The following is a 22,623-nucleotide window of genomic DNA, read 5'->3' as shown; positions in this document are numbered from 1 at the left end:
AGCCTGAGCCGACCACCCCGGCTCCGAGCGAGTCCGCAAAGCCCGAACCCAGCACCCCGGCACCCTCCGAAAGCGCAAATTCCAATGAGGTTGTGCACGAGTACAAGGACGGCGCTAAGGTCTACTTCCCCAAGACCTGGGACGGCCAGAAGCTGACCTTCCGCGGTGAAGGCTTCAAGACTCTGGACGGTAAGGGCTCCGTTATCGCCGTCAAGCTGAACAAGGGCGCTATTTCCGCGAAGGAAGAGCCCAAGCTCGAAGGCGTTGAAGGCAATAGCGCAGGCATCTGGGCATACATCAAGGCGGACGAAAACGGTAACTTCACCGCAACCATCGACCGCCCCACCGTGGCAAACTCTAACCTGACTGAAGAACTGAAGACCGGCGATAGCGTTGCTATCTACCTGCTCTCCGGTTCCTTGGCAGAGAACGATAACGTACGTGGTGGCGTTGCCGTAGAGTACACCTTCAGCGTTGAAAACCAGGCACCTGCGCCGAAGGTTTCGGAGCCGAAGGCATCCGAGTCGGCTAACGCACCTGTAACTAACCCCTCTGCAGCGCCTTCCGCACCGGCAGAATCCAAGGAACAGGTAAAGGAAAACGCTAAGGACCAGTCCAAGGCTCCCGTGGATTCTTTGAACTCCGAGACCCAGAAGAAGGACAACGCTGCTCCGAAGACCTCCGGATCTTCGTCGCAGAACGTCACCTCTTCCAGCAACGGCTCTACCTCTTCGAACTCCTCGAAGTCTTCACTGGCTAACACCGGTGCTTCGGGCGTCGTCATTGCAGCCGGAATTGGCGTTCTTGCCCTGGTCGTTGGCGCAACCGTGCTGGTAGCACGTCGCCGCAAGGCATAGTCCGTACCCCACGGCAGCCCACGATACTACCGCTCGGTAGTAGCTAAAGAGGCAGAGCGGGATCTACTAGATATTCAAGAACCCGATTGACTTTCTGAAACTGCCGATACACATTGAAAGGGGCGGTACCCATCGAAGCGATGGGTACCGCCCCTTTCAGTTTGCATATATGCCTGTTATATAGGCGGAAGGCCTAGACCAGGGGCAGAAGTAGTAGCGGGGGCACCCTATCTGCACTTGCTCGCCCATATTTGACGATTTAACAGCCCCAAAGAATGAAATGTAGGGTTCTAGCGCCTCAGATATAAAGAAAACCCGCACCGAAGTGCGGGTTTAGTGTCAAAGCGAGGTTCGGTCCCTAGACAAACGGATTAGCGAGGAAAAAGGGACCCAAGAAATCTGTCCGATAAGGACCGAACCTCTTATTTGACGCATGCGTCTCTTCTATTATGGTACATCTCGCTGATTTTCGCACCTTGAAGCGTGTTTATTACCAAAAAACTTGATTTTTGAAAAAACAACCCTTAATTTCTAAATTTTTAAGCAGATTTTTTCAGAGCACTGCTTTGGGGGGGGGCAGGGGTGACAAAATATAGCGTCATTGCTATGGACAAGGTCGGGGACTATACCCTGCCGTTAAGGTTCCCCGCGTGCTGGATGCACGCTCTGGCGAATACTATGAGGCTGCGGAAGAAAGAAGAAAGCCGTCCGGGAGAAGCACCTCGTCCTATCGTTCGTGATGGTATCGCGAAAGTATATATGTCATAGCTGCAGAGTGAAGAGCAGTTGGCATACCCAAAATAGTCACTGTCGCCCTCTAGCTCTGTGCGCGCACTAGCGGGATGGGGGAGTAGGACTGGGGTGATCCTATCACTAGGCCGCGGCAAGTCTGTCGTGGAGGGGCATTAAAGCGTAGTAAAATATAAATATCTACCATCCTTGTTTGACACATTGTTTGGTAGATTTCTCGAGGCCCCTTCAGTTTCTTATGCGTCAGGAACTATACGAAGGGGCCTCCTGCTTTAAATAAATAAGCCACCTTCTCGCTCGGTGTTGATGTGGGGTATGGGGTTTTTGACATCCGATACATGCATTGTCTTGGTGGATAGGGTAGTGGAGACCGAAATCATAGTTAACAAGCCCTTGCGCTAGATACCTGTTTCCTGTACAGTGTTAAGACTGTGTGGCTGTATCCAAATAGCTGCACAACCACGGGCTTCTCGTGCCAGTGCATAATGCCGCTACTTACGGGTGGGATACGCCCGCTTCACGCGGGTCCAAATGCTTCTGGCATGGGTTTGCCCCAGGCGTTTCCGCTAACCCCTTCCACAGAGATGGGGCCCGGGGCGTCAACCAATCCCGTAAAAATGTTCCGCAAGGCTGGCTCGCGCCTAAAGCGAGTCGGAACCGGCGAGACGACAGGAGAAATATGATTCAGCAGGAGTCGCGACTGAAGGTCGCCGACAACACTGGTGCGAAGGAAATCCTGACCATCCGTGTTCTCGGTGGTTCCTCGCGTCGCTACGCAGGCATTGGCGACATCATTGTCGCAACCGTCAAGGATGCAATCCCCGGCGGTACCGTAAAGAAGGGTGACGTTGTCAAGGCAGTCGTCGTCCGCACCAAGAAGGAAACCCGTCGCCCCGACGGCTCCTACATCAAGTTCGACGAGAACTCCGCAGTGATCCTGAAGAACACTGATGGTGATCCCCGTGGTACCCGTATCTTCGGCCCCGTGGGTCGTGAACTTCGCGACAAGAAGTTCATGAAGATCGTTTCGCTGGCTCCGGAGGTGCTCTAATTCATGGCTAAGATCAAGTCCGGCGACCTGGTTCAGGTTATTTCCGGTGCAGATAAGGGCAAGCAGGGCAAGGTTCTGAAGGTTCTCCCCAAGGAAAACCGCGTGATTGTTGAGGGCGTCAAGGTCGTCACCAAGCACACCAAGGCTAACCCCCTGACCGGCGCAGCAGGCGGCATTCAGAAGGTTGAGGCACCGATCCACGTTTCTAACGTTGCGATTGTTGACCCCGAGACCAAGAAGCCGACCCGTGTTGGTTTCCGCCTCGAGACTGTAGAGCGTGACGGCAAGGAGCGCACCGTTCGCGTGCGCGTTGCTAAGCGTTCGGGTAAGGACATCTAATGACCGAAACCAAGATCACCCCCCGCTTCAAGACCAAGTACGCTGAGGTCGTCGTTCCCGCTCTGCAGGAAGAGTTCAAGTACGAGAACGTCATGCAGACCCCGAAGATCGTTAAGGTCGTCGTAAACATGGGTGTCGGCGAGGCAGCTCGCGACGCAAAGCTCATGGACGGCGCAATCCGCGATCTCACCGCAATCACCGGTCAGAAGCCGATTGTTACCCGCGCTAAGAAGTCCATCGCACAGTTCAAGCTGCGCGAAGGTATGCCCATTGGTGCACACGTCACCCTGCGTGGCGACCGCATGTGGGAATTCCTGGACCGCCTCGTCACCCTGGCACTGCCCCGAATCCGCGACTTCCGCGGCCTCTCGGACCGCCAGTTCGACGGTAATGGTAACTACACCTTCGGTCTGACCGAGCAGTCCATGTTCCACGAAATCGATCAGGACTCGATCGACCGCGTGCGTGGTATGGACATCACCGTGGTGACCTCCGCGAAGACCGACGAAGAAGGCCGTGCAATCCTGAAGGCACTGGGCTTCCCGTTCAAGACCAACTAACGACTACGTTGTAGGTCCAGACCCCGTTACCGCGGGGTAGGGAAACCACAACGAGGAAGGGCTAAAGCCCACAATGACTATGACTGATCCGGTCGCAGATATGCTGACCCGTTTGCGTAACGCAAACTCCGCATACCACGACACCGTATCCATGCCCTACTCCAAGCTGAAGGCTCGCATTGCAGAGATCCTGAAGGCTGAGGGCTACATCGCCGACGTGAAGGTTGAGGATGCAAAGGTCGGCAAGACCCTGACCCTCGTCCTCAAGTACGGTCCGTCCCGCGAGCGTTCCATCGCTGGCGTGCGTCGTATTTCCAAGCCGGGCCTGCGTACCTACGCAAAGTCCACCAACCTGCCCCAGGTTCTGGGTGGCCTCGGCATCGCAATCCTGTCCACCTCTTCGGGTCTGCTCACTGACAAGCAGGCAGCGAAGAAGGGCGTGGGCGGCGAAGTCATCGCTTACATCTGGTAGTCGGTTAGAAGAGAAAGGAAGAGAATAATGTCACGTATTGGACGTCTCCCCATCTCGGTTCCCGCCGGCGTTGAGGTTAAGGTCGATGGCAACCTGGTCACCGTTAAGGGCCCGAAGGGCGAGCTCTCCCACAAGGTAGCTTCCCCCATCACCGTGGCTCTGAACGAAAACGAGATCCTTGTATCTCGTCCGAACGACGAGCGCCTGTCTCGCTCGCTGCACGGTCTGACTCGTACCCTGATTCAGAACCTGATTATCGGCGTTACCTCCGGCTACGAAAAGAAGCTGGAAATCGTTGGTACCGGTTACCGTGTGACCCCGAAGGGTAACGACCTGGAGTTCGCTCTGGGCTACTCCCACCCGATCAACATCACCGCTCCCGAGGGTATTACCTTCGCAGTGGAGGGTGCTAACAAGCTGACCGTGTCGGGCATCGACAAGCAGCTCGTTGGTCAGGTTGCAGCAAACATTCGTGGTCTGCGTAAGCCCGATCCCTACAAGGGTAAGGGTGTTCGCTACGCAGGTGAGCACATCCGCCGCAAGGTCGGAAAGGCTGGTAAGTAAACATGGCTATCAAGTCGAAGGCAGCGCAGCGTGCACGTCGTCACGCTCGCATCCGCAAGTACGTTTCGGGTACCGCTGCGCGTCCGCGCCTGTGCGTCACCCGTTCGACCCGTCACATGTTCGTTCAGGTTATCGACGATGTCAAGGGCGTAACCCTGGCATCCGCTTCCACCATGGAAGCAGAGCTGCGTGCAGCTGACCTGGACAAGACCGCTAAGGCAAAGCGCGTTGGTGAGCTCGTTGCAGAGCGCGCCAAGGCAGCTGGTGTTGAGGCAGTCGTGTTCGACCGCGGTGGTAACAAGTACCACGGCCGTGTTGCAGCCGTTGCTGACGGTGCACGCGAGGGAGGTCTTGCACTCTAATGAGCGAGCAGAACGTAAAGGAAACTCAGGTGAGCGAAGCAGTAGTAGCTGAAACCGCTGAGACCTCCAACCAGCGCGAGGAGCGCCGCAACAACCGCGGCGAGCGTCGTGGCCGTGGTGAGCGCCGTAACAACCGCGCTCGCGAGGAGGAGAAGGACAAGTACATCGAGCGCGTTGTGACCATCAACCGCGTTTCCAAGGTCGTCAAGGGTGGTCGTCGCTTCAGCTTCACCGCACTGGTCGTCGTTGGTGACGGTAACGGCCTGGTCGGCGTTGGCTACGGTAAGGCTAAGGAAGTTCCCGCAGCAATCTCCAAGGGTGTCGAGGAAGCAAAGAAGAACTTCTTCCGCGTTCCCCGCATCGAAGGCCGCACCATCCCGCACCGCGTGCAGGGTGAAGCAGCTGCAGGCGTTGTGATGCTCCGTCCGGCAACCGCTGGTACCGGTGTTATCGCAGGTGGCCCCGTGCGTGCAGTACTCGAGTGCGCAGGCATTCACGATGTGCTGTCCAAGTCGCTCGGTTCCTCGAACCAGATCAACATCGTTCACGCAACTGTTGCAGCACTCAAGGAGCTCGAGGAGCCCCTGGCAGTGGCAGCCCGCCGTGGCCTGCCCACCGATGAGGTTATCCCCAGCTACCTGCGCAACACCAAGTCTGAAAAGGCAGGTGCGTAGTAATGGCCAAGCGTATTCAGCCCAGCGACGCAAAGCTGGAAATCACCCAGGTCAAGTCCTATGTTGGTCAGAAGCAGAACATGCGCGACACCCTGCGTTCCCTGGGCCTCAAGCGCCCCGGCAACAAGGTAGTCCGCACTGCTGACCCCGTCACCGTTGGCATGGTTAACACCGTTGCTCACCTGGTGAAGGTTGAGGAGGTCAAGTAAAGATGGCAGAAGCTATCAAGATTCACGATCTGCGCCCGGCACCGGGTGCCCACAAGGCAAAGACCCGCGTTGGCCGCGGTGAAGGCTCCAAGGGTAAGACCGCAGGTCGCGGTACCAAGGGTACCAAGGCACGTTACCAGGTTCGTGCAGGCTTCGAAGGCGGCCAGCTGCCGCTGCACATGCGCCTGCCGAAGCTGCGCGGCTTCAAGAACCCCTTCCGCACCGAGTACCAGGTTGTTAACCTGGACCGCATCCAGGAACTGTTCCCCAACGGTGGCGACGTCACCGTCGAGGCACTGGTCGCTAAGGGTGCCGTTCGTAAGAACGAGCTCGTGAAGGTTCTGGGCAACGGCGAAATCTCCGTCAAGGTGAACGTTGTTGTCGACAAGGCATCGGCTTCCGCTATCGAGAAGATCGAGGCCGCTGGCGGTTCTGTAACCGTTAAGTAGTCTTCAAGACGAGAAAGCCCCCGTCCGTACACTGTACGGCGGGGGCTTTCTGCCGCTCGAAAAGACTCACAACAGGTGTATATTCCTGTATTTGCATATTTGAACGCTTGGTGCACGCCACATTTAGTGTCCAAAAATCACGCTAAGAGAATATAAAAGCTACATAATCTGCTAGGGAGTTATCGTTACCTGCTCCAAACACGATAGACTGGAAGATGTGTTTACTGCGCTCTAAAACTCCTTCAGAGAAACGGGCGCCCCATAGACTTACAGGAGGACATGTGCTGAGCGCATTCGGGCGAGTCTTTAAGACCGCCGATTTGCGGCGTAAGCTGCTGTTTACCCTGGCAATGATTGTGCTGTACCGCGTGGGCACTTTCATCCCCGCGCCAGGCGTTTCCTACGGAAATGTACAGCAGTGTCTGAACGCCAATGTTACGAGCGGTGGCGTCTACGATATCGTCAACCTTTTCAGCGGTGGCGCGCTGTTGCAGCTTTCGATCTTTGCCCTCGGCGTGATGCCGTACATTACCGCGTCCATTATCATCCAGCTGCTGCGCGTGGTCATCCCGCGATTCCAGGAGCTGCACGATGAAGGCGCTCAGGGCCAGGCAAAGCTCACCCAGTACACCCGTTACCTGACCATCGCTCTTGCTCTGCTGAACGCAACCACCATCGTCTCGATGGCGCGCTCCGGCGTTCTGCTGGGTAACTGCCCCGGCATCATCCCCCAGGACGACGTACTGCACATCCTGCTGATTATCGTCACCCTGTGTGCAGGTACCACCGTCATCATGTGGATGGGTGAGCAGATTACCGAGCGTGGCGTCGGTAACGGTATGTCCCTGCTGATCTTCACCTCCATCGCTTCCTCCTTCCCGAGCGCTCTGGGCTCCATCCAGCGCACCCATGGTTGGGGTATCTTCGCAGCTGTCTGCGGCATCGGCCTGCTGGTCATGCTCGCTGTGGTCTACGTGGAGCAGTCCGTTCGCCGTATCCCCGTGCAGTACGCAAAGCGCATGATTGGTCGACGCACCATTGGCGGCACCAACACTTACATTCCGCTCAAGGTCAACATGGCCGGCGTGATTCCGCTGATCTTCGCTTCCTCCCTGCTGACCCTGCCCGGTCTGATCGCCCAGTTCAACACCCCCACCAACGGCTCCACTCCGCCGGACTGGGTTAACTGGATCAACGCATACCTGGTGCGCGGCGATCACCCGCTGTACATTGCTCTCTACTTCTTCATGATTATTGGCTTCGCGTACTTCTACGTGGCGGTCACCTTCGACCCGGTAGAAGTAGCAGACAATATGAAGAAGTACGGCGGCTTTATCCCCGGTATCCGTGCCGGTAAGCCCACCGAGCGTTACCTCAGCTACGTACTCAACCGAATTACGTTGCCTGGCGCACTTTACCTGGGTGTAATTTCCATGATTCCCCTGGTAGCGCTTATCCTATTCAACGCAAACCAGAATTTCCCGTTCGGTGGCGCCTCGCTGCTGATCGTGGTGGGTGTTGGTCTTGATACTCTCAAGCAGATCAACGCTCAGCTCCAACAACGAAACTACGAAGGACTGCTCCGATGAACCGTCTGCTCATCGTCGGCCCTCCCGGTGCAGGTAAGGGCACCCAGGCCGTCAAGATTGCTGAAGCGCTGAAGATTCCCGCGATTTCCACCGGTGATATCTTCCGCAAGAACATCAAGGAAGAGACCGAGCTGGGCAAAGAAGCGAAGTCGTACATCGACTCCGGCAACCTGGTTCCCGACTCCGTCACCAACAACATGGTGCGCGCACGCCTGGAGGAAAGCGACGTCGTCAACGGCTTCCTGCTCGACGGCTACCCCCGTAACACCTCCCAGGTGCACGAGCTGGACTCCATCCTCGAAGCCAAGGGCGAGAAGATCGACCGCGTTCTCCTGCTGGTTGCAGACAACGACGAACTCGTCGAGCGTCTGCTTAACCGCGCAGCAGAGCAGGGTCGCACCGATGACAACGAAGAGGTCATCCGTCACCGTCTGAAGGTCTACGAAGAAGAGACCGCACCGCTGATCGCAATCTACCGCGAACGCGGCATCGTCAAGGAAGTTAACGGCCTCGGCGAGATTGCTGAAGTCACCGAGCGTATCCTCGACGCTCTGAAGTAACCTTCTGCTGTACCCCCGCAATTTGAGGTGCATGATGCATCACAAAGACTTGCGGGGGTACAGTGCTGTCTGTAGAGTTCTAAGCTTGGGCGTACCGCCCCACATACCTAAGGAGTCAGAATGGCACGAGTCGAAATCAAAACCAATGCACAGCTTCAGCAGATGGCTCGTGCAGGCGTCATTACCAGCCGTGCACTCGATGCGGCAGTGGCGGCAGCCCGCCCCGGCGTAACCACCGCAGAGGTGAACGCCGCCTTTGAACGCACCATGCTGGAGCTGGGCGGCACCTCCAACTTCTACGGCTACTACGACTACCCGGCGACCGTATGCACCTCCGTCAACCACGAGGTTGTTCACGGCATCCCCGGCGGCTACGTGCTCAAGGACGGCGATATTCTCTCCATCGACGGTGGCGCATACGTCATCGACCCCGCCACCAACCGCCAGTGGCACGGTGACTCGGCACGTACTGTGCTGGTTGGTGATAACGTAAGCGAAGCCCGCGCGGAGCTCTCCGCCGTCACTCGCGAGGCAATGTGGCACGGTATTGCTGCTCTGGCAACCGCAAAGAAGGTCGGCGAAATTGGTCTTGCCATCGAAGCGTACGTGACCGAAGAATATGGCGACAAGTACGGCATCATTGAAGACTACGTGGGTCACGGTATCGGTTCCCAGATGCACATGGCGCCGGACGTACTGAACTACGCAGTACGTGACATGGGCCCGAAGATCAAGCCCGGCATGGCTTTCGCTATCGAACCGATGCTCGTCACCGGTTCCATCGAGACCAAGGTGCTCTCCGATGACTGGACCGTTGTGACCGTTGACGGCTCCGATGCGTGCCAGTGGGAGCACTCCGTTGCTGTGCACAGCGACGGCATCTGGGTTCTGACCGCAGAAGACGGCGGCGCCAGCGAACTTGCTCGCTTCGGCGTAATCCCGGTTCCGATCCCCGCCTAACTCTCACCGCTGGGGAGGGGAACCCACCTTTAGCTGCCCCACCTCCACCCGAAGAAACCGGCGAATCCGGTCCGGTGCGTGATAGCGCATCCGAAAGCATCCACATCACAAGGAAGAAGCTCCATGAGCGAAACTCTCAACAGCAGCGAGGCAACCGCACCCGCTACGACCAAGGTGCCGGTTGAAATCTCGAACGTTCGCCCCGCACCCGGCCAGATTGCCTTGAAAGCACCGCGCCGTGCGAAGCCGCCCAAGCACATCGCTGACTTCGACATGGCTGGTCGCCGCGAATTTCTGAAGGAACTGGGCTACCAGTCGTTCCGTGCGTCCCAGCTGTCCAAGCACTATTTTGAGCGTCTGGTCACTGACCCCGCCGAAATGACTGACCTGCCGGCTAAGGACCGCGAGCAGATGGTCGCACAGGCGATGCCCCAGCTTCTGACCCCGGTCCGTACCCTCGAGGCTGACGGTGGCGATACCCTGAAGGTTGTGCATCGCCTCTTTGACGGTGCGCTCATCGAGTCCGTCATCATGCGCTATGACAACCGCGTGACCATGTGCATCTCTTCGCAGGCTGGCTGCGGTATGAACTGCCCCTTCTGCGCAACCGGTCAGCAGGGTTTGACCCGTAACCTGTCCACTGCAGAAATTGTGGAGCAGGTCGTTGCCGGTGCCCGCTACCTTAAGCAGATGAAGGGCCTGGAAGAAGCAGAAGGCGGCTCTGAGGATACTCGTCCGCTGCGTGTTTCCAACATTGTCTTCATGGGTATGGGCGAGGCGCTCGCTAACTACAAGGCAACCATGGGTGCTGTGCACCGCCTGATTGATCCTTCCCCCGAGGGCCTCGGTATTTCTGCTCGTGGTCTGACCATGTCGACCGTGGGTCTGGTGCCCGGCATTCGTAAGTTTGAGCTGGAGAAGCTGCCCATTACTTTGGCGCTGTCCCTGCACGCTCCGGATGATGAGCTGCGTGATGAGCTAATCCCGATTAACCAGCGTTGGAAGGTCGACGAGACTCTGGACGCTGCGTACGACTACTACCGTACGACCGGCCGCCGCGTCTCCATTGAGTACGCGCTGATTCGCGATATTAACGATCAGGGCTGGCGTGCGGATCTGCTCGGTAAGAAGCTGGCGCAGCGCGGCCGTGGTTGGGTGCACGTGAACCCGATTCCGCTGAACCCGACCCCGGGTTCGAAGTGGACGGCATCCCGTAAGGGCGTTGAGCAGAACTTTGTGGAGCGTCTGCGTGCCCACGGTATTCCGACGACTATTCGTGATACTCGCGGTTCCGATATTGATGGAGCATGCGGTCAGCTTGCCGCTAAGGAAGACTAAGCAGTTGAGCTGTGACCGGTGAACGGTGCCCCTTTCCTGCGGAGGGAAGTCAATAAGACTTTCAGGAACGTGGGGGAGGGGCTTCTTCCTTTTAAACATTAAGTGCCTGATGTCATAAAAATCACGGTTGTTTTTCCACGGCCTTTGCCGTAGAGTTAACAGTTGGTTGTTTGTGCCAGTGTTAAGTGCGCCTTAAAACGCCCTATCGCCTCACCGAGGTGAGCTCACAAACAGAAGATACAATTGCCCGCCGCACCTGCGACGGGCACCGACGTTAGCGGAGGATATGGCTAAGAAAGACGGCGTCATCGAGATTGAAGGCTCTGTGGTTGAAGCTCTGCCCAACGCGATGTTCCGTGTTGAGCTGGATAACGGCCACAAGGTTCTCGCACACATCTCGGGCAAGATGCGTCAGCACTACATTCGCATCCTGCCTGAGGACCGAGTAGTAGTGGAACTGAGCCCCTACGACCTTTCCCGAGGTCGTATCGTCTACCGTTACAAGTAAACCCGAGATAAACGTCGCCCCTGGCGGCGTTTAAATCGTGTTCAAAGGGATAACGCAGTTCCCCAACGTAAGTGAGGGAACCTCTTATCTCGCCAGTAATCAAGTTGCAATCAAAAGGAATGCGATGAAGGTCAAGCCGAGCGTTAAGCCGATCTGCGATAAGTGCAAGGTGATCCGCCGTCACGGTGTGGTCATGGTGATCTGCGAAAACCCGCGCCACAAGCAGCGCCAGGGCTAATCCCTAGCAGCTGACTTCATAACCGCCCCAACAGGGGGCGGAATTGTCATAGGCACCGCTCCGAAGCAACGCCCACGAGGCGACTTCGGATACCTCCGGACTCAGAGGCCGGGGACCGGGTCAGAACAACCCGGGCAGTGATGCTATAGACCTCTGGAAAACAACAAGGAGAAGCCAGTATGGCACGTCTCGCTGGAGTTGATATTCCCCGCGAAAAGCGCGTGGAAGTTGCTCTCACTTACATCTACGGCGTGGGCAAGACCCGTGCACACGAAACCCTCGCTGCTACCGGCGTCAACCCTGACACCCGCGTCAAGGACCTGACCGACCAGGAGCTCGTGGCACTTCGTGACTTCATCGAAGGCAACTACAAGGTTGAAGGTGATCTTCGCCGCGAGGTTGCAGCTGACATCCGCCGTAAGGTTGAAATCGGTTCCTACCAGGGCCTGCGCCACCGCCGCGGCCTGCCGGTTCACGGTCAGCGCACCAAGACTAACGCACGTACCCGCAAGGGCCCGAAGCGTACCGTCGCAGGTAAGAAGAAGTAAGCAACGTTGCTCTGTTGGATATCTCTATCCGACCAACGTATTAGAAAACCTTTGTAGGAGAATCAAAAATGCCTCCCAAGACTCGCGCTGCGGCAGCTCGTAAGACCAACCGCCGCAAGGTTAGCAAGAACATCGTTGCTGGTCAGGCTCACATCAAGTCGACCTTCAACAACACCATCGTCTCCATCACCGATCCCACCGGTGCAGTGATCTCCTGGTCCTCCGCTGGCGACATGGGCTTCAAGGGCTCCCGTAAGTCCACCCCCTACGCCGCACAGCTGGCTGCTGAGGCTGCTGCAAACCGCGCCAAGGAGCACGGCGTCCGCAAGGTTGACGTGTTCGTCAAGGGCCCCGGTTCCGGTCGCGAAACCGCAATCCGCTCCCTGCAGGCTGCAGGCCTCGAGGTCGGTTCGATTCAGGACGTTACCCCCGTTGCACACAACGGTTGCCGTCCCCCGAAGCGCCGCCGCGTCTAATTAGGTCCCTGACCTAATCCCTCGACGGGTACGCTCCACGGAGCTGTACCCGGAGAGTACAGACACCCGTCTGCTTCCTAAGATATGTTTTCCCCAACCTGTGGGCTCATATAGCGGAGCTCACCGAAAGGAAACAAAGTGCTTATTGCACAGCGCCCCACTCTGACTGAAGAGGTCGTAGCGCCCAACCGCTCGCGCTTCACCATCGAGCCTCTGGAGCCCGGTTTCGGCTACACCATGGGTAACTCCCTCCGCCGTACTCTGCTGTCCTCCATCCCCGGCGCCGCTGTTACCAGCGTCCGCATTGATGGTGTACTGCACGAGTTCAGCACCGTTCCCGGCGTGACCGAGGACGTCACTGAGATCATCTTGAACATCAAGAAGCTCTCCATCTCTTCTGAGAACGACGAGCCCGTCGTGGCCTACCTGCGCAAGCAGGGCGAAGGTGAACTGACCGCAGGCGACATCGAGGTTCCCGCTGGCGTGGAGATCCACAACCCGGAACTGCACCTAGCAACCCTGAACGCCTCGGCAAACTTCAACGCTGAGCTGGTTATCGAGCGCGGTCGCGGCTACGTGACTGCAGCTCAGAACAAGGTCGGCGATGGCGAGATTGGCCGTATCCCGGTTGACTCCATCTACTCCCCGGTTCTGAAGGTTACCTTCAGCGTGAACGCGACCCGTGTTGAGCAGCGCACCGACTTCGACAGCCTGACCCTGGACGTCGAAACCAAGGAAGCCATCGCACCGCGTGACGCCGTTGCTTCTGCAGGCAGCACCCTGGTCGAGCTCTTCGGCCTGGCACGTGAGCTGAACATTGCAGCTGAGGGTATCGAAGTTGGCCCGTCGCCCGCCGACGAGTCCATGGCCGCTGATCTGGCACTGCCGATCGAGGACCTGAACATGTCCGTCCGCTCCTACAACTGCCTCAAGCGCGAGGGCATCCACACCGTGGGTGAGCTCGTGACCCGCAGTGAAGCTGACCTGATGGACATCCGTAACTTCGGTGCTAAGTCCATTGACGAGGTCAAGGCAAAGCTCATTGAGCTCGGCCTGGCTCTGAAGGACTCCCCTCCCGGTTTCGAGCCTGCTGCACGCCCGCTTGATGACGAAGACGGTTCCGGCGAATAATTTCGACCGAATAGTTCACCCGGTTCCACCGGGATCAGTCAAACTTGATTCCCTAAGAGGCTCCGCTGCTGGGGCGTTAGGGAACGCAACTATGGAGATTTAACTATGCCTACTCCCACTAAGGGTCCCCGCCTCGGCGGTTCCCCGACCCACGAGCGCCACATGCTCAACAACCTGTCGGCGCAGCTGTTCCAGCACAAGCGCATCACCACCACCCTGACCAAGGCAAAGCGCCTGCGTCCGGTGGCAGAGCGCTTCATCACCTTCGGTAAGAAGGGCGACCTGGCTGCTCGCCGTCGCGTGCTGCGTTCCATCACCGACAAGTCCGTCGTGCACGAGCTCTTCACCGTTATTGCTCCGGCAATGGCAGAGCGCCCCGGTGGTTACACCCGCATCATCAAGATCGGTAACCGTAAGGGTGACAACGCTCCCATGGCAGTCATCGAGCTCGTCATGGAGCCCGTTGCAACCAAGGGTGCAGTTGCTGAGGCAACCAAGGTTGCTGAGAAGGCAGCTGAGGCTCCCAAGACTGAAGCGGCTGAGGGCCTGCCCGCAGGTTCCCACGCACCCCTGGAGTCCGGCGAGGCTCCCGAGGGCTTCGAGGTTAAGGGTAACGCCGATTCCATGAAGTACCACGTGCCCGGTTCCCGCTGGTACTCCAGCACCAAGGCTGAAATCTGGTTCGACTCCGCTGAGTCGGCAGAGGCTGCAGGTTACGCCCCCGCAGGTGGCGCAGCAGCACAGAAGGTTTCCGAGTAATACGGATCCCAGCTGATTTAGGCTAAGCCTAAAATATGTCAATCCGCCGTCCACTGCTGTGGGCGGCGGATTGGTGTATCTGCATACTTAACGAGGAGACGGTTCTTTGCGCATTCGCTATACAAGAGCCGATCCGTATTCTTCAACCGTCCTTTACCGCTGAAAGGCACACCAATGCATAACGCTACTGCTTTAGAGAACCGTGAAGAACAGCCCTTCACTGCTACGCACCGCGTGCGAATTGATTGTGCCTACGACGGTTCTCTTTTTAGCGGGTGGGCTGCCCAACCGAACCTGGTTACCGTGCAGGGGGTCATTGAGAATGCCCTTGAACTGATTTTGCGGGCGCCTCACCGCGTGGTGGTCGCGGGTCGAACCGATGCCGGTGTGCATGCGGAGGCTCAGACTCTGCATTGCGATCTGAACGATGAGGATTGGACTCGCCTGCAAGGCCGAACGGGGGAGGACGACCCGACGGCTGCCCTGGGGCGCCGCCTCACCGGCGCTCTTCAGCGTTGTCTTTACGATGCGGAAGAGCAGTTGAACTTGCCGAAGAATGTCCGCGGTATTCTGCAGGGCGCTATTCAGATTCACCGCGTGAGCGAAGTTTCTTTTGAATTTGATGCGCGCTTCTCGGCTACCGGTCGCCGCTACGTATATCGCATTGCAGATGGCGCGGCGGACGGTCTTAATCCTCTGCACCGTACCTACACCTGGGCGGTACCTGAGCACCTGGATTGTGCTGATCTTAACCAGTCGGCGCAGCAGCTACTCGGTCTGCGCGATTTCCTCTCCTTCTGCAAGCCGCGTGAAGGCGCGACCACGATTCGTGAGCTGCGAGAGCTTAGCTTCACTCGTACTGAAAGTGGCCTTATTGAGGTGCGTGTGGTGGCTGATGCTTTCTGCCATCACATGGTGCGTTCACTTGTGGGCGCGTTGGTGCTCTACGGCACGGGTAAACGTGACGCCGCCTGGTTGCGTGAGCGGATCGAGAACCCGGGACGCGAGGCTTCGCTGACTCTGGCGCCTCCGCATGCGCTCGCTCTGGCTGAGATTTACTACCCTGCTCCGGAGTTGTATGGAGAGCAAGCGGAACGTGCTCGAGCAAAGCGTGAAGACCACGAAGCACAGAGCGCTTAACGCCCTGTATATATTGAGCCCCGTCACGTTGCTCATGCACCGTGAACCATCGCGGGGGAGCGCAACTACCTCAGATGAATTACACGGATGGAATTTAAAATGTGTTTAAGGCAAAAAAGCCCTATTTTTAAGGCTTTGGCGGTGGATTAAGCACTCGACGTCCTGTATAGTCTTGATATGTTGTGCGTGTTCTACCCGAGCGCGCTCTAAATCGCTGTCTAGTTGCAGGACGTTAAGGCGGTCTAGAGTACGGGCAGAACGGGCGGCAGCTCGGTCCTCACCCGGGTGTTCGTCATGCACGTAAGTAAAAGGCGCGATACCCAACTAAGCGCCGTATGTACATTTCGAGACAAAGGCCAATATTTTGCGCACTTATACTCCCAAGCCCGGCGAAGTCGAGCGCCAGTGGCACGTCATTGACGCCACCGACGTTGTTCTCGGCCGCCTCGCAAGCCAGACCGCTATCCTGCTGCGCGGTAAGCACAAGCCGACTTTTGCTCCCCACGTTGACACCGGTGACTTCGTTATCATCGTGAACGCTGAGAAGGTCGCCCTGACCGGTGCAAAGCTCGAGCAGAAGCGTGCATACCGCCACTCGGGTTACCCCGGCGGTCTGAAGTCCGTGAACTACGCAGAGCTGCTTGAGACCAACCCCGTTCGCGCGGTTGAGAAGGCTGTTAAGGGCATGTTGCCCAAGAACAAGCTTGCTGCACAGCAGCTCAAGAAGCTGAAGGTCTACGCTGGCCCCGAGCACCCGCACGCGGCACAGCAGCCCAAGACCTACGAATTCAACCAGGTCGCCCAGTAATTCGGGCCTACGAAGAAACAATAGGAGAAATCGTGGCTCAGAACGAAGAGCAGATCGTAGTCGAGGAAGAGCTGACCAGCTACACCTCGGAGTCCGCTGCCCCCGCAGCGGCTAAGGCAGCACGTCCGGCACTGACCGTTGCAGGCGCAGCAGTTGGTCGCCGCAAGGAAGCAGTGGCACGCGTTCGCGTTGTGCCGGGTTCCGGCAACTGGACCATCAACGGTCGTAGCCTGGAAGACTACTTCCCCAACAAGCTGCACCAGCAGGACGTCAACCAGCCCTTCAAGCTCCTGGAGCTCGAGGGTGCATACGACGTCATCGCACGCATCAACGGTGGTGGCCCCTCCGGTCAGGCAGGTGCTCTGCGCCTGGGTATCGCTCGTGCACTGAACGAGATCGACCGCGAGAACAACCGCCCCGCACTGAAGAAGGCTGGCTACCTGACCCGTGACGCACGCGTCATCGAGCGTAAGAAGGCTGGTCTTAAGAAGGCACGCAAGGCTTCGCAGTTCTCCAAGCGTTAATCGCTGGTTTTTACGAAGCGTTACGCCCCGCTTCTCCTTCGGGAGAATCGGGGCGTTTTGCGTATCTATCCACCGTGAGCGTTACAAGGTTATAGGTGCATATAACTGTTACGTTTGTTCATCGAAGAGCACACCGGTAGAGTTAAAGAGTCAAAGCAGACAGGAAGAAAAGAGTACTCATGGCAGAGCAGAATCCCTCCACCCAGCCCGAAGAGAAGGCAGTGGAGGCTCCTCAGGCTGAAGCCCACCAGCACGCCGCTGAAGGCGCACACGCACACACCGGTTCTGAGAAGAAACAAGCCATCAAGGAAGCCCTGAAGCCCCAGGCACGCCGCACCTCCGTTGTCGAAGACTACTCGGCAGAGCTGGACGAAATGGCTTCCCTCACCCGCGCCCTCGGCAAGGACAAGAAGGACGACGAAACCTCGCAGGCATGGAAGAAGGGTTACCCCTACGACACCAAGCTCAGCCGTAAGGCATACGAGAAGGAAAAGCGTGCCCTGCAGATTGAGCTGCTGAAGCTGCAGCTCTGGGCTAAGTCCACCGGTCAGAAGATCCTCATCATCTTCGAAGGCCGTGACGCAGCAGGTAAGGGTGGCTCCATCAAGCGCTTCACCGAGCACCTGAACCCCCGTGGCGCTCGCGTTGTGGCACTGGAGAAGCCGACCGATATCGAGCAGACTCAGTGGTACTTCCAGCGTTACATCAAGCACCTGCCCTCCGGCGGCGAAATCGTTCTGATGGACCGCTCCTGGTACAACCGTGCCGGCGTTGAGCGCGTTATGGGCTACTGCACCCAGGCACAGTACTTCGAGTTCATGCGCGAAGTTCCGGACCTGGAGCGCATGCTGGTGAACTCCGGTATCCACATCATCAAGTTCTGGTTCTCCGTCACCCGCGAAGAGCAGCTTGCACGCTTCACCTCCCGCCGTACCGACCCGGTTCGCCAGTGGAAGCTTTCCCCCACCGACCTGGCATCCCTGGACAAGTGGGACGACTACACCGCGGCGAAGGAAGCAATGTTCTTCTACACCCACACCGGTGATGCCCCCTGGACCGTTATCAAGTCCAACGACAAGAAGCGCGCACGTCTGGAAGCAATGCGTTACGTGCTCTCCCAGTTCGACTACCCCTCCAAGGATGAGGCAGTCGTGGGCGAGCTCGACTCGCTGATCGTCCGCTCTGCATCGCACGTTTTCGAGGATGAGTCCGGTGACTCTCCCGACGGCTTCCCGGTCGTCAAGTAAGCGTTGATAGATAGGGGAGAGCAATAACTCAACCCTGCGGCGATAGAACCGCCAAACAGCTTGCACTATGAAGGTGCCTGCCTCTCTTTTCCCTCTCTGGGAACTGAGAGCAGGCACCTTTGCGTGTCTATAGAAACATTAGCTATGAAGCAGATATATAGCCGCTGAAAATCACTTTCTGATTATGAAGAATTTACGGTGTATGCGCCTAAGCAGAGTTACGCACAACGTAAAATAAAAGGGTGACTGAACGACTTTTTGGAACCGACGGCGTACGCGGTCTGGCAAACGATGTAATTACTCCCGCTCTGGCTATGGAGCTCGCACAGGCGGCTTCTATTGTGCTGGGCTTTGACACGGTAGAAGAGGGCATACGCCCCCGTGCCGTGATTGCAAATGACTCCCGATCCTCTGCAGACTTTATTGTTTCTGCGATGAAGGCTGGCTTCGCTAGCGCAGGTGTTGACGTGCTGGACGCCGGCATTGTCCCCACCCCCGCAGCAGCTTACCTGGTGGCACACACCGGTGCTGACTTCGGCGTGATGATTTCTGCATCGCACAACCCGGCAGCGGACAACGGTATTAAGTTCCTGGCCCGAGGCGGCCAGAAGCTGGAAGACTCCGTTGAGGACGCCATTGAGCGCGTTTACCGTGAGAAGTCCTTCCGCTACCCGACCGGTGGTGCTGTGGGTACCGTCAAGCCCCTGGAGAACGGTACCGAGGCTTACGTGAAGCACCTGGTCTCCACCCTGCCTGAAGGCAAGCCCCTCGCAGGCAAGAAGATTGTTCTGGACTGCGCAAACGGTGCGGCATACGCAGCATCTCCCGCAGCTTTCGAAGCGTTGGGTGCAGAGGTTGTCGCACTGGCTGTAGAGCCCAACGGCACCAACATCAACGACGGCGTGGGGTCCACCCACCCCGAGAAGCTGCAGGCAGCAGTCGTTGAGCACGGCGCGGACCTCGGCATCGCCCACGACGGCGACTCGGACCGTTGCCAGGCAGTTGACGAAAAGGGCAATCTGGTAGACGGTGACCAGATTATGGCTATCCTGGCTGTTGCCGCTAAGCGCGAAGGCAAGCTCGCAAAGGACACCCTCGTCGCAACCGTAATGAGCAGCCTGGGCCTGGAGCTGTACCTGCGCGAGCACGGCATTACCCTCGGCCGCACCGCTGTGGGCGACCGCTACGTCCTCGAGTCTATGCGCGAGCACGGCTACAACCTCGGTGGCGAGCAGTCCGGCCACGTTATCATGAGCGACTACGCAACCACCGGTGACGGCGTTCTGACCGGCATCCAGCTGGCTGCAGAGGTGGCACGTAGCGGTCAGACCCTCTCGGAGCTGGCATCCCGCATGCAGCCCACCCCGCAGCGCCTAATCAATGTCAAGGGCGTTGACCGTGCGGCGGTCAAGACCAACGAGGCGCTCGCTACCGCTGTGAGCGAGGCTGAAGGAGTACTGGGTGAGAGCGGCCGTGTGTTGCTGCGTGCATCCGGCACTGAGCCTCTGGTCCGCGTGATGGTTGAGGCTGCAACCCAGGAGCAGGCTGATGAGGTTGCTCAGCAGCTGGCTGACGTTGTGGCTAAGGAATTGGCACTCTAAACGTATTCTTCCGGTGTGAAGACCGCAGTGGAGGATAGAGAAGGGCTGGGAAGGTGTTACCTTCCCAGCCCTTCTTCGTTATCTTGGGTGGTCGTAGGGGATGTGGATACGGAAAACCCCCGTATCCACAGGGATACGGGGGTTCGAAAGTTAGTGTTAGAGAGCAGAGAAATTACTTCTTTGCCAGAGCGTCGCGGATCTCCTTCAGGAGGGCAATCTCGGTCTCTTCCTCTTCTTCAGCAGCCTCGTCTTCAGCCTTCTTCTTAGCCAGTGCGATTTCAGTCAGCTTCTGAGTGGGGACAACAACTGCGAAGTACACAGCAACTGCAATCAGGATGAAGTTGACAACAGCGGTCAGGAACACGCCAACCTTGATCTGGCCGAAGACCAGGAACTCATCGAAGTTGGGGGACTTAACCAGCATCGAGATAGCGGGCATCAGGACGGCCTGGACAAGCGAGGTCACCACAGCGGTGAAGGCGGTACCCATAATCAGACCAACTGCGAGGTCGATGACGTTACCGCGGATCAGAAAATCTTTAAAACCCTTAAGCATGAGATATAGAATAGCGCCTTTTAGGTGTTCAAAATGCCATATTCTGAGAAAATTTTCACTGTAAAGCATGTGTTTTTCTTCACAGTGGTTCTGTGGTACCCAATACTTAAGGTCTAGGTCATATAAAGGTGAGTAAAAATCTCTGAAACCTGCGAAAAATCGCGGATTTACGCGGCGTGTACGCGAAAAAATATGCATCTACTGTGCCTATTTATTCCCGGTACGAAACCTAGAAATACGACACACATCACCGCTTAGCGCACCTGGCAAAGCTGAAAGCTTAGCCCAGAGCCTAGCTCGCACTTGCATAATCGGGTGCCGCACCCGTACCGATGAACTCCTCAAAAGTCTTCGCACCCGAAGACACATACTCCTGAGCAATCTGCACACCCACATAACGGTAATGCCACGGCTCAAAACGATAACCGGTCACCGACTGACGACCATCAGGGAAACGCAAAATATATCCGTAACGCGGAGCATTCTTCGCCAACCACTGACCAGCCAGCGTATCGCGGTAACACTCCTCCAGACGGCAACCCTCAGGAGAAGCAAAATCAATCGCCAAACCCGTCTGATGCTCCGAATAGCCGGGACGCGCAGACAACTGGTCCGCTACCTGCTGACCGTTCACCGAAACCCAATACTGATAGGTCTGCTGTTGCACCGCATACGAACGATACGCGCTAGAAACAAGCAGGGTCACGCCGTCGGTCGCCGCCGCATCAATCATCGTGTCCGCCGCCTTAGCCGCCTCAGCACGCAATTGATGACCATAGAACTCCACCAGGTCACTCGGCTCCCAATCCTGCTGCGCAAAGGGGCGCATCTTATTCACGAGGCAACGCAACGAGTCCGGCTGAGACTCAACACTAGGCTGAGCAAGCGCCAACGGGGACGAAGAAGCGCTCGCAGAAGCACCGGTAGCAGAAGCAACAGGGGAGGGCGCGGCAGAAGAGGTCGCCGCAGTGGAAGAGGCACTAGAAGAAGCCACTGAAGCCGTCGCAGACTCAGAAGCAGAAGCGCTCGCTGCAGAAGATGAAGAGGAGGCACCCTGACCCTGTGAACCACCCTGCGAGCCACAAGCCGCCAACAACGCGGTACCGCCAACCCCCAAAGCGGCACCCAAGAGGGTGCGGCGGTTCACTGCAGAACTATTAACCGCAGAACTATTAAGAGACTCCTGAGCGGTAGACGTACGGTGCAGGGACTTCACAATAACTCCTCATCATGGCGTAGATGCAAACAAAAAGCGCCGGAAGCCTAAACCCACCCCGCGAGGGAGTGGAGCCTCCGGCGCCTTCTACTAGAATGCACCACAATACGGGCTAAAAGCCGCACACGAACACTAAAAACCTAAAGAACCTCTAGTTCTTACGCAGAAGAACCTGCTCCACGGTATGCTCGGCACCCTTCTGCAGAATCAAATGCGCACGAGCACGAGTCGGCAAAACATTCTGCACCAGATTAGGCTCATTCACGCTCTTCCAAATGCCGGTCGCTACCTCAACCGCCTGCTCATCGCTCAGCTCCGCATAACGCTTGAAATACGATTCCGGATTCGCAAAAGCCGAAGAACGCAGAGTCAAGAAACGATTCACGTACCAGCGCTCAATATCCTCAGTGCGGGCATCCACATAAATAGAGAAATCAAAGAAATCGCTCAGCGTCAGATCGGAAGTCTCCGGCCCCTCAGCCTGCGAAGGTGCCAAAACATTCAAACCCTCAAGAATCAGAACATCCGGTGCGGTGACCTCAATATGCTCATCCGGCATGATGTCGTAGTACAGGTGCGAATACTTCGGCGCCACCACACGCTCGGCACCGGACTTCACCTGCGACACAAAATTCAACAGGGCGCGGCGATCATAAGACTCCGGGAAACCCTTGCGGTGCATAATGCCGCGACGCTGAAGCTCCGCATTCGGGTACAAGAAACCATCCGTAGTCACCAACTGAACCTTCGGAGTCGAAGGCCAGCGACTCAAAAGAGCCTGCAAAATACGAGCCGTCGTCGACTTACCCACAGCAACAGAACCCGCCACACCAATAATGAACGGGACGCGGCGCTGAGACACATGCAGAAAATCATTCGTCATATGGTTCAACGAAGAAGCAGCAGTCACATACAGATTCAGGAGACGAGAAACCGGTAGATAAATACGCTGCACCTCTTCAAGGTCGACAGTTTCACCCAGACCACGAAGAGACTCAATTTCCTCAGCACTGAGGGGAACAGAAATCTCATCGGCTAGGTGCGACCAACGGGAACGGTCAAGATGCATGAAGCGGTCATCGCCAGAAAAATACGGTGCGGTGCTCATTTATCTAAGTGTACGAACTTTCAGCCCGC

The 22,623-nt window shown here is 57.2% G+C and carries 28 protein-coding genes; 25 read left to right on the top strand and 3 right to left on the bottom strand.

The window, feature by feature from the left end:
* The 25 genes from HMPREF2980_RS06910 to glmM form a co-directional block, all read left to right on the top strand.
* Positions 1-857: LPXTG cell wall anchor domain-containing protein (locus HMPREF2980_RS06910; protein ID WP_141755953.1), on the top strand; the 857-nt coding region annotated here is incomplete at its 5' end.
* A gap of 1,429 nt (positions 858-2,286) precedes the next feature.
* Positions 2,287-2,658, top strand: coding sequence for a 50S ribosomal protein L14 (gene rplN, locus HMPREF2980_RS06905; protein WP_005504986.1), 372 nt, complete (start codon positions 2,287-2,289; stop codon positions 2,656-2,658).
* Positions 2,659-2,661: 3 nt separating this feature from the next.
* Entirely contained in the window at positions 2,662-2,997 is a 336-nt protein-coding gene (gene rplX / locus HMPREF2980_RS06900) for a 50S ribosomal protein L24 (protein WP_005504988.1), read from the top strand.
* Positions 2,997-3,557 (top strand): 50S ribosomal protein L5, encoded by a 561-nt coding sequence (gene rplE, locus HMPREF2980_RS06895; RefSeq protein WP_005505001.1) that lies wholly within the window; start codon positions 2,997-2,999, stop codon positions 3,555-3,557. Before rplX ends, rplE begins: the two co-directional genes overlap by 1 nt.
* A gap of 73 nt (positions 3,558-3,630) precedes the next feature.
* On the top strand, positions 3,631-4,029 hold the full coding sequence (rpsH, locus tag HMPREF2980_RS06890) for a 30S ribosomal protein S8 (protein ID WP_005505003.1): 399 nt from the start codon (positions 3,631-3,633) through the stop codon (positions 4,027-4,029).
* A gap of 27 nt (positions 4,030-4,056) precedes the next feature.
* Positions 4,057-4,593 carry a 50S ribosomal protein L6 gene (rplF, locus tag HMPREF2980_RS06885; protein ID WP_049338084.1) on the top strand — a complete coding sequence of 179 codons (537 nt, stop codon included), beginning with the start codon at positions 4,057-4,059 and terminating at the stop codon, positions 4,591-4,593.
* A gap of 2 nt (positions 4,594-4,595) precedes the next feature.
* Positions 4,596-4,955 carry a 50S ribosomal protein L18 gene (gene rplR / locus HMPREF2980_RS06880; RefSeq protein ID WP_005505006.1) on the top strand — a complete coding sequence of 120 codons (360 nt, stop codon included), beginning with the start codon at positions 4,596-4,598 and terminating at the stop codon, positions 4,953-4,955.
* Positions 4,956-4,984: 29 nt separating this feature from the next.
* Positions 4,985-5,629, top strand: coding sequence for a 30S ribosomal protein S5 (gene rpsE / locus HMPREF2980_RS06875; protein WP_171840195.1), 645 nt, complete (start codon positions 4,985-4,987; stop codon positions 5,627-5,629).
* A gap of 2 nt (positions 5,630-5,631) precedes the next feature.
* On the top strand, positions 5,632-5,838 hold the full coding sequence (gene rpmD / locus HMPREF2980_RS06870; protein ID WP_004005265.1) for a 50S ribosomal protein L30: 207 nt from the start codon (positions 5,632-5,634) through the stop codon (positions 5,836-5,838).
* Between the two features lie 2 nt (positions 5,839-5,840).
* Complete coding sequence (gene rplO, locus HMPREF2980_RS06865; protein WP_005505008.1) at positions 5,841-6,287, top strand: 50S ribosomal protein L15; 447 nt, start codon at positions 5,841-5,843, stop codon at positions 6,285-6,287.
* 281 nt (positions 6,288-6,568) lie between these two features.
* Complete coding sequence (gene secY / locus HMPREF2980_RS06860) at positions 6,569-7,876, top strand: preprotein translocase subunit SecY (protein WP_049338085.1); 1,308 nt, start codon at positions 6,569-6,571, stop codon at positions 7,874-7,876.
* Positions 7,873-8,436, top strand: coding sequence for an adenylate kinase (locus tag HMPREF2980_RS06855; RefSeq protein WP_005505015.1), 564 nt, complete (start codon positions 7,873-7,875; stop codon positions 8,434-8,436). Before secY ends, HMPREF2980_RS06855 begins: the two co-directional genes overlap by 4 nt.
* 120 nt (positions 8,437-8,556) lie before the next feature.
* Positions 8,557-9,396: a type I methionyl aminopeptidase gene (gene map, locus HMPREF2980_RS06850; RefSeq protein WP_049338086.1), complete on the top strand. Its 840-nt coding sequence runs from the start codon at positions 8,557-8,559 to the stop codon at positions 9,394-9,396.
* Positions 9,397-9,519: 123 nt separating this feature from the next.
* The gene (gene rlmN / locus HMPREF2980_RS06845; RefSeq protein ID WP_049349259.1) at positions 9,520-10,734 is read left to right on the top strand and encodes a dual-specificity RNA methyltransferase RlmN; all 1,215 of its coding nucleotides are present in this window, start codon (positions 9,520-9,522) and stop codon (positions 10,732-10,734) included.
* Between the two features lie 286 nt (positions 10,735-11,020).
* Positions 11,021-11,242 (top strand): translation initiation factor IF-1, encoded by a 222-nt coding sequence (infA, locus tag HMPREF2980_RS06840; protein WP_005505018.1) that lies wholly within the window; start codon positions 11,021-11,023, stop codon positions 11,240-11,242.
* A 124-nt stretch (positions 11,243-11,366) separates the two neighbouring features.
* Complete coding sequence (gene rpmJ / locus HMPREF2980_RS06835; RefSeq protein WP_004005257.1) at positions 11,367-11,480, top strand: 50S ribosomal protein L36; 114 nt, start codon at positions 11,367-11,369, stop codon at positions 11,478-11,480.
* Between the two features lie 179 nt (positions 11,481-11,659).
* Positions 11,660-12,028, top strand: coding sequence for a 30S ribosomal protein S13 (rpsM, locus tag HMPREF2980_RS06830; protein WP_005505026.1), 369 nt, complete (start codon positions 11,660-11,662; stop codon positions 12,026-12,028).
* A 68-nt stretch (positions 12,029-12,096) separates the two neighbouring features.
* Complete coding sequence (gene rpsK / locus HMPREF2980_RS06825) at positions 12,097-12,504, top strand: 30S ribosomal protein S11 (protein WP_005505028.1); 408 nt, start codon at positions 12,097-12,099, stop codon at positions 12,502-12,504.
* Between the two features lie 138 nt (positions 12,505-12,642).
* A complete protein-coding gene (locus HMPREF2980_RS06820; protein WP_005505031.1) occupies positions 12,643-13,635 on the top strand; it encodes a DNA-directed RNA polymerase subunit alpha in 993 nt (330 codons plus the stop codon).
* A gap of 105 nt (positions 13,636-13,740) precedes the next feature.
* Positions 13,741-14,394 (top strand): 50S ribosomal protein L17, sunset domain variant, encoded by a 654-nt coding sequence (rplQ, locus tag HMPREF2980_RS06815; protein WP_070688577.1) that lies wholly within the window; start codon positions 13,741-13,743, stop codon positions 14,392-14,394.
* A gap of 174 nt (positions 14,395-14,568) precedes the next feature.
* Positions 14,569-15,534, top strand: a complete 966-nt coding sequence (gene truA, locus HMPREF2980_RS06810) for a tRNA pseudouridine(38-40) synthase TruA (RefSeq protein WP_049353769.1) — start codon at positions 14,569-14,571, stop codon at positions 15,532-15,534.
* A gap of 364 nt (positions 15,535-15,898) precedes the next feature.
* Positions 15,899-16,342 (top strand): 50S ribosomal protein L13, encoded by a 444-nt coding sequence (gene rplM / locus HMPREF2980_RS06805; protein WP_005505035.1) that lies wholly within the window; start codon positions 15,899-15,901, stop codon positions 16,340-16,342.
* A gap of 32 nt (positions 16,343-16,374) precedes the next feature.
* On the top strand, positions 16,375-16,866 hold the full coding sequence (gene rpsI, locus HMPREF2980_RS06800; protein ID WP_005505036.1) for a 30S ribosomal protein S9: 492 nt from the start codon (positions 16,375-16,377) through the stop codon (positions 16,864-16,866).
* 179 nt (positions 16,867-17,045) lie between these two features.
* Positions 17,046-18,113: a polyphosphate kinase 2 gene (gene ppk2 / locus HMPREF2980_RS06795; protein ID WP_070541458.1), complete on the top strand. Its 1,068-nt coding sequence runs from the start codon at positions 17,046-17,048 to the stop codon at positions 18,111-18,113.
* Positions 18,114-18,355: 242 nt separating this feature from the next.
* On the top strand, positions 18,356-19,714 hold the full coding sequence (gene glmM / locus HMPREF2980_RS06790) for a phosphoglucosamine mutase (RefSeq protein ID WP_049349264.1): 1,359 nt from the start codon (positions 18,356-18,358) through the stop codon (positions 19,712-19,714).
* 172 nt (positions 19,715-19,886) lie between these two features.
* Here glmM and mscL read toward each other — a convergent pair whose 3' ends face one another.
* From mscL to coaA, 3 genes are all read right to left on the bottom strand, one after another.
* Positions 19,887-20,270: a large conductance mechanosensitive channel protein MscL gene (gene mscL, locus HMPREF2980_RS06785; protein ID WP_049349266.1), complete on the bottom strand. Its 384-nt coding sequence runs from the start codon at positions 20,268-20,270 to the stop codon at positions 19,887-19,889.
* A gap of 292 nt (positions 20,271-20,562) precedes the next feature.
* Entirely contained in the window at positions 20,563-21,486 is a 924-nt protein-coding gene (locus tag HMPREF2980_RS06780) for a M15 family metallopeptidase (protein WP_070691019.1), read from the bottom strand.
* 151 nt (positions 21,487-21,637) lie between these two features.
* Entirely contained in the window at positions 21,638-22,594 is a 957-nt protein-coding gene (gene coaA, locus HMPREF2980_RS06775; RefSeq protein WP_005505041.1) for a type I pantothenate kinase, read from the bottom strand.
* Positions 22,595-22,623: the final 29 nt, after the last annotated feature.

The organism is Rothia sp. HMSC076D04 (assembly GCF_001814645.1).
Lineage (GTDB): Bacteria > Actinomycetota > Actinomycetes > Actinomycetales > Micrococcaceae > Rothia > Rothia mucilaginosa.
The sequence above is the reverse complement of the archived record's forward strand: the minus strand, read 5'-3'. Positions and strand labels throughout refer to the sequence as shown.

What these genes read in the sequence shown, in the direction of transcription:
- rplR (WP_005505006.1), top strand. Translation starts at nt 4,596, where the DNA reads ATGGCTATCAAGTCGAAGGCAGCGCAGCGTGCACGTCGTCACGCTCGC.
- rpmD (WP_004005265.1), top strand. Translation starts at nt 5,632, where the DNA reads ATGGCCAAGCGTATTCAGCCCAGCGACGCAAAGCTGGAAATCACCCAG.
- map (WP_049338086.1), top strand. Translation starts at nt 8,557, where the DNA reads ATGGCACGAGTCGAAATCAAAACCAATGCACAGCTTCAGCAGATGGCT.
- HMPREF2980_RS06855 (WP_005505015.1), top strand. Translation starts at nt 7,873, where the DNA reads ATGAACCGTCTGCTCATCGTCGGCCCTCCCGGTGCAGGTAAGGGCACC.
- rlmN (WP_049349259.1), top strand. Translation starts at nt 9,520, where the DNA reads ATGAGCGAAACTCTCAACAGCAGCGAGGCAACCGCACCCGCTACGACC.
- rplO (WP_005505008.1), top strand. Translation starts at nt 5,841, where the DNA reads ATGGCAGAAGCTATCAAGATTCACGATCTGCGCCCGGCACCGGGTGCC.
- rpsK (WP_005505028.1), top strand. Translation starts at nt 12,097, where the DNA reads ATGCCTCCCAAGACTCGCGCTGCGGCAGCTCGTAAGACCAACCGCCGC.
- rplF (WP_049338084.1), top strand. Translation starts at nt 4,057, where the DNA reads ATGTCACGTATTGGACGTCTCCCCATCTCGGTTCCCGCCGGCGTTGAG.
- infA (WP_005505018.1), top strand. Translation starts at nt 11,021, where the DNA reads ATGGCTAAGAAAGACGGCGTCATCGAGATTGAAGGCTCTGTGGTTGAA.
- rplN (WP_005504986.1), top strand. Translation starts at nt 2,287, where the DNA reads ATGATTCAGCAGGAGTCGCGACTGAAGGTCGCCGACAACACTGGTGCG.
- rpsM (WP_005505026.1), top strand. Translation starts at nt 11,660, where the DNA reads ATGGCACGTCTCGCTGGAGTTGATATTCCCCGCGAAAAGCGCGTGGAA.
- rplE (WP_005505001.1), top strand. Translation starts at nt 2,997, where the DNA reads ATGACCGAAACCAAGATCACCCCCCGCTTCAAGACCAAGTACGCTGAG.
- coaA (WP_005505041.1), bottom strand. Translation starts at nt 22,594, where the DNA reads ATGAGCACCGCACCGTATTTTTCTGGCGATGACCGCTTCATGCATCTT.
- truA (WP_049353769.1), top strand. Translation starts at nt 14,569, where the DNA reads ATGCATAACGCTACTGCTTTAGAGAACCGTGAAGAACAGCCCTTCACT.
- rplX (WP_005504988.1), top strand. Translation starts at nt 2,662, where the DNA reads ATGGCTAAGATCAAGTCCGGCGACCTGGTTCAGGTTATTTCCGGTGCA.
- mscL (WP_049349266.1), bottom strand. Translation starts at nt 20,270, where the DNA reads ATGCTTAAGGGTTTTAAAGATTTTCTGATCCGCGGTAACGTCATCGAC.
- rplQ (WP_070688577.1), top strand. Translation starts at nt 13,741, where the DNA reads ATGCCTACTCCCACTAAGGGTCCCCGCCTCGGCGGTTCCCCGACCCAC.
- rpsH (WP_005505003.1), top strand. Translation starts at nt 3,631, where the DNA reads ATGACTATGACTGATCCGGTCGCAGATATGCTGACCCGTTTGCGTAAC.
- ppk2 (WP_070541458.1), top strand. Translation starts at nt 17,046, where the DNA reads ATGGCAGAGCAGAATCCCTCCACCCAGCCCGAAGAGAAGGCAGTGGAG.
- rpmJ (WP_004005257.1), top strand. Translation starts at nt 11,367, where the DNA reads ATGAAGGTCAAGCCGAGCGTTAAGCCGATCTGCGATAAGTGCAAGGTG.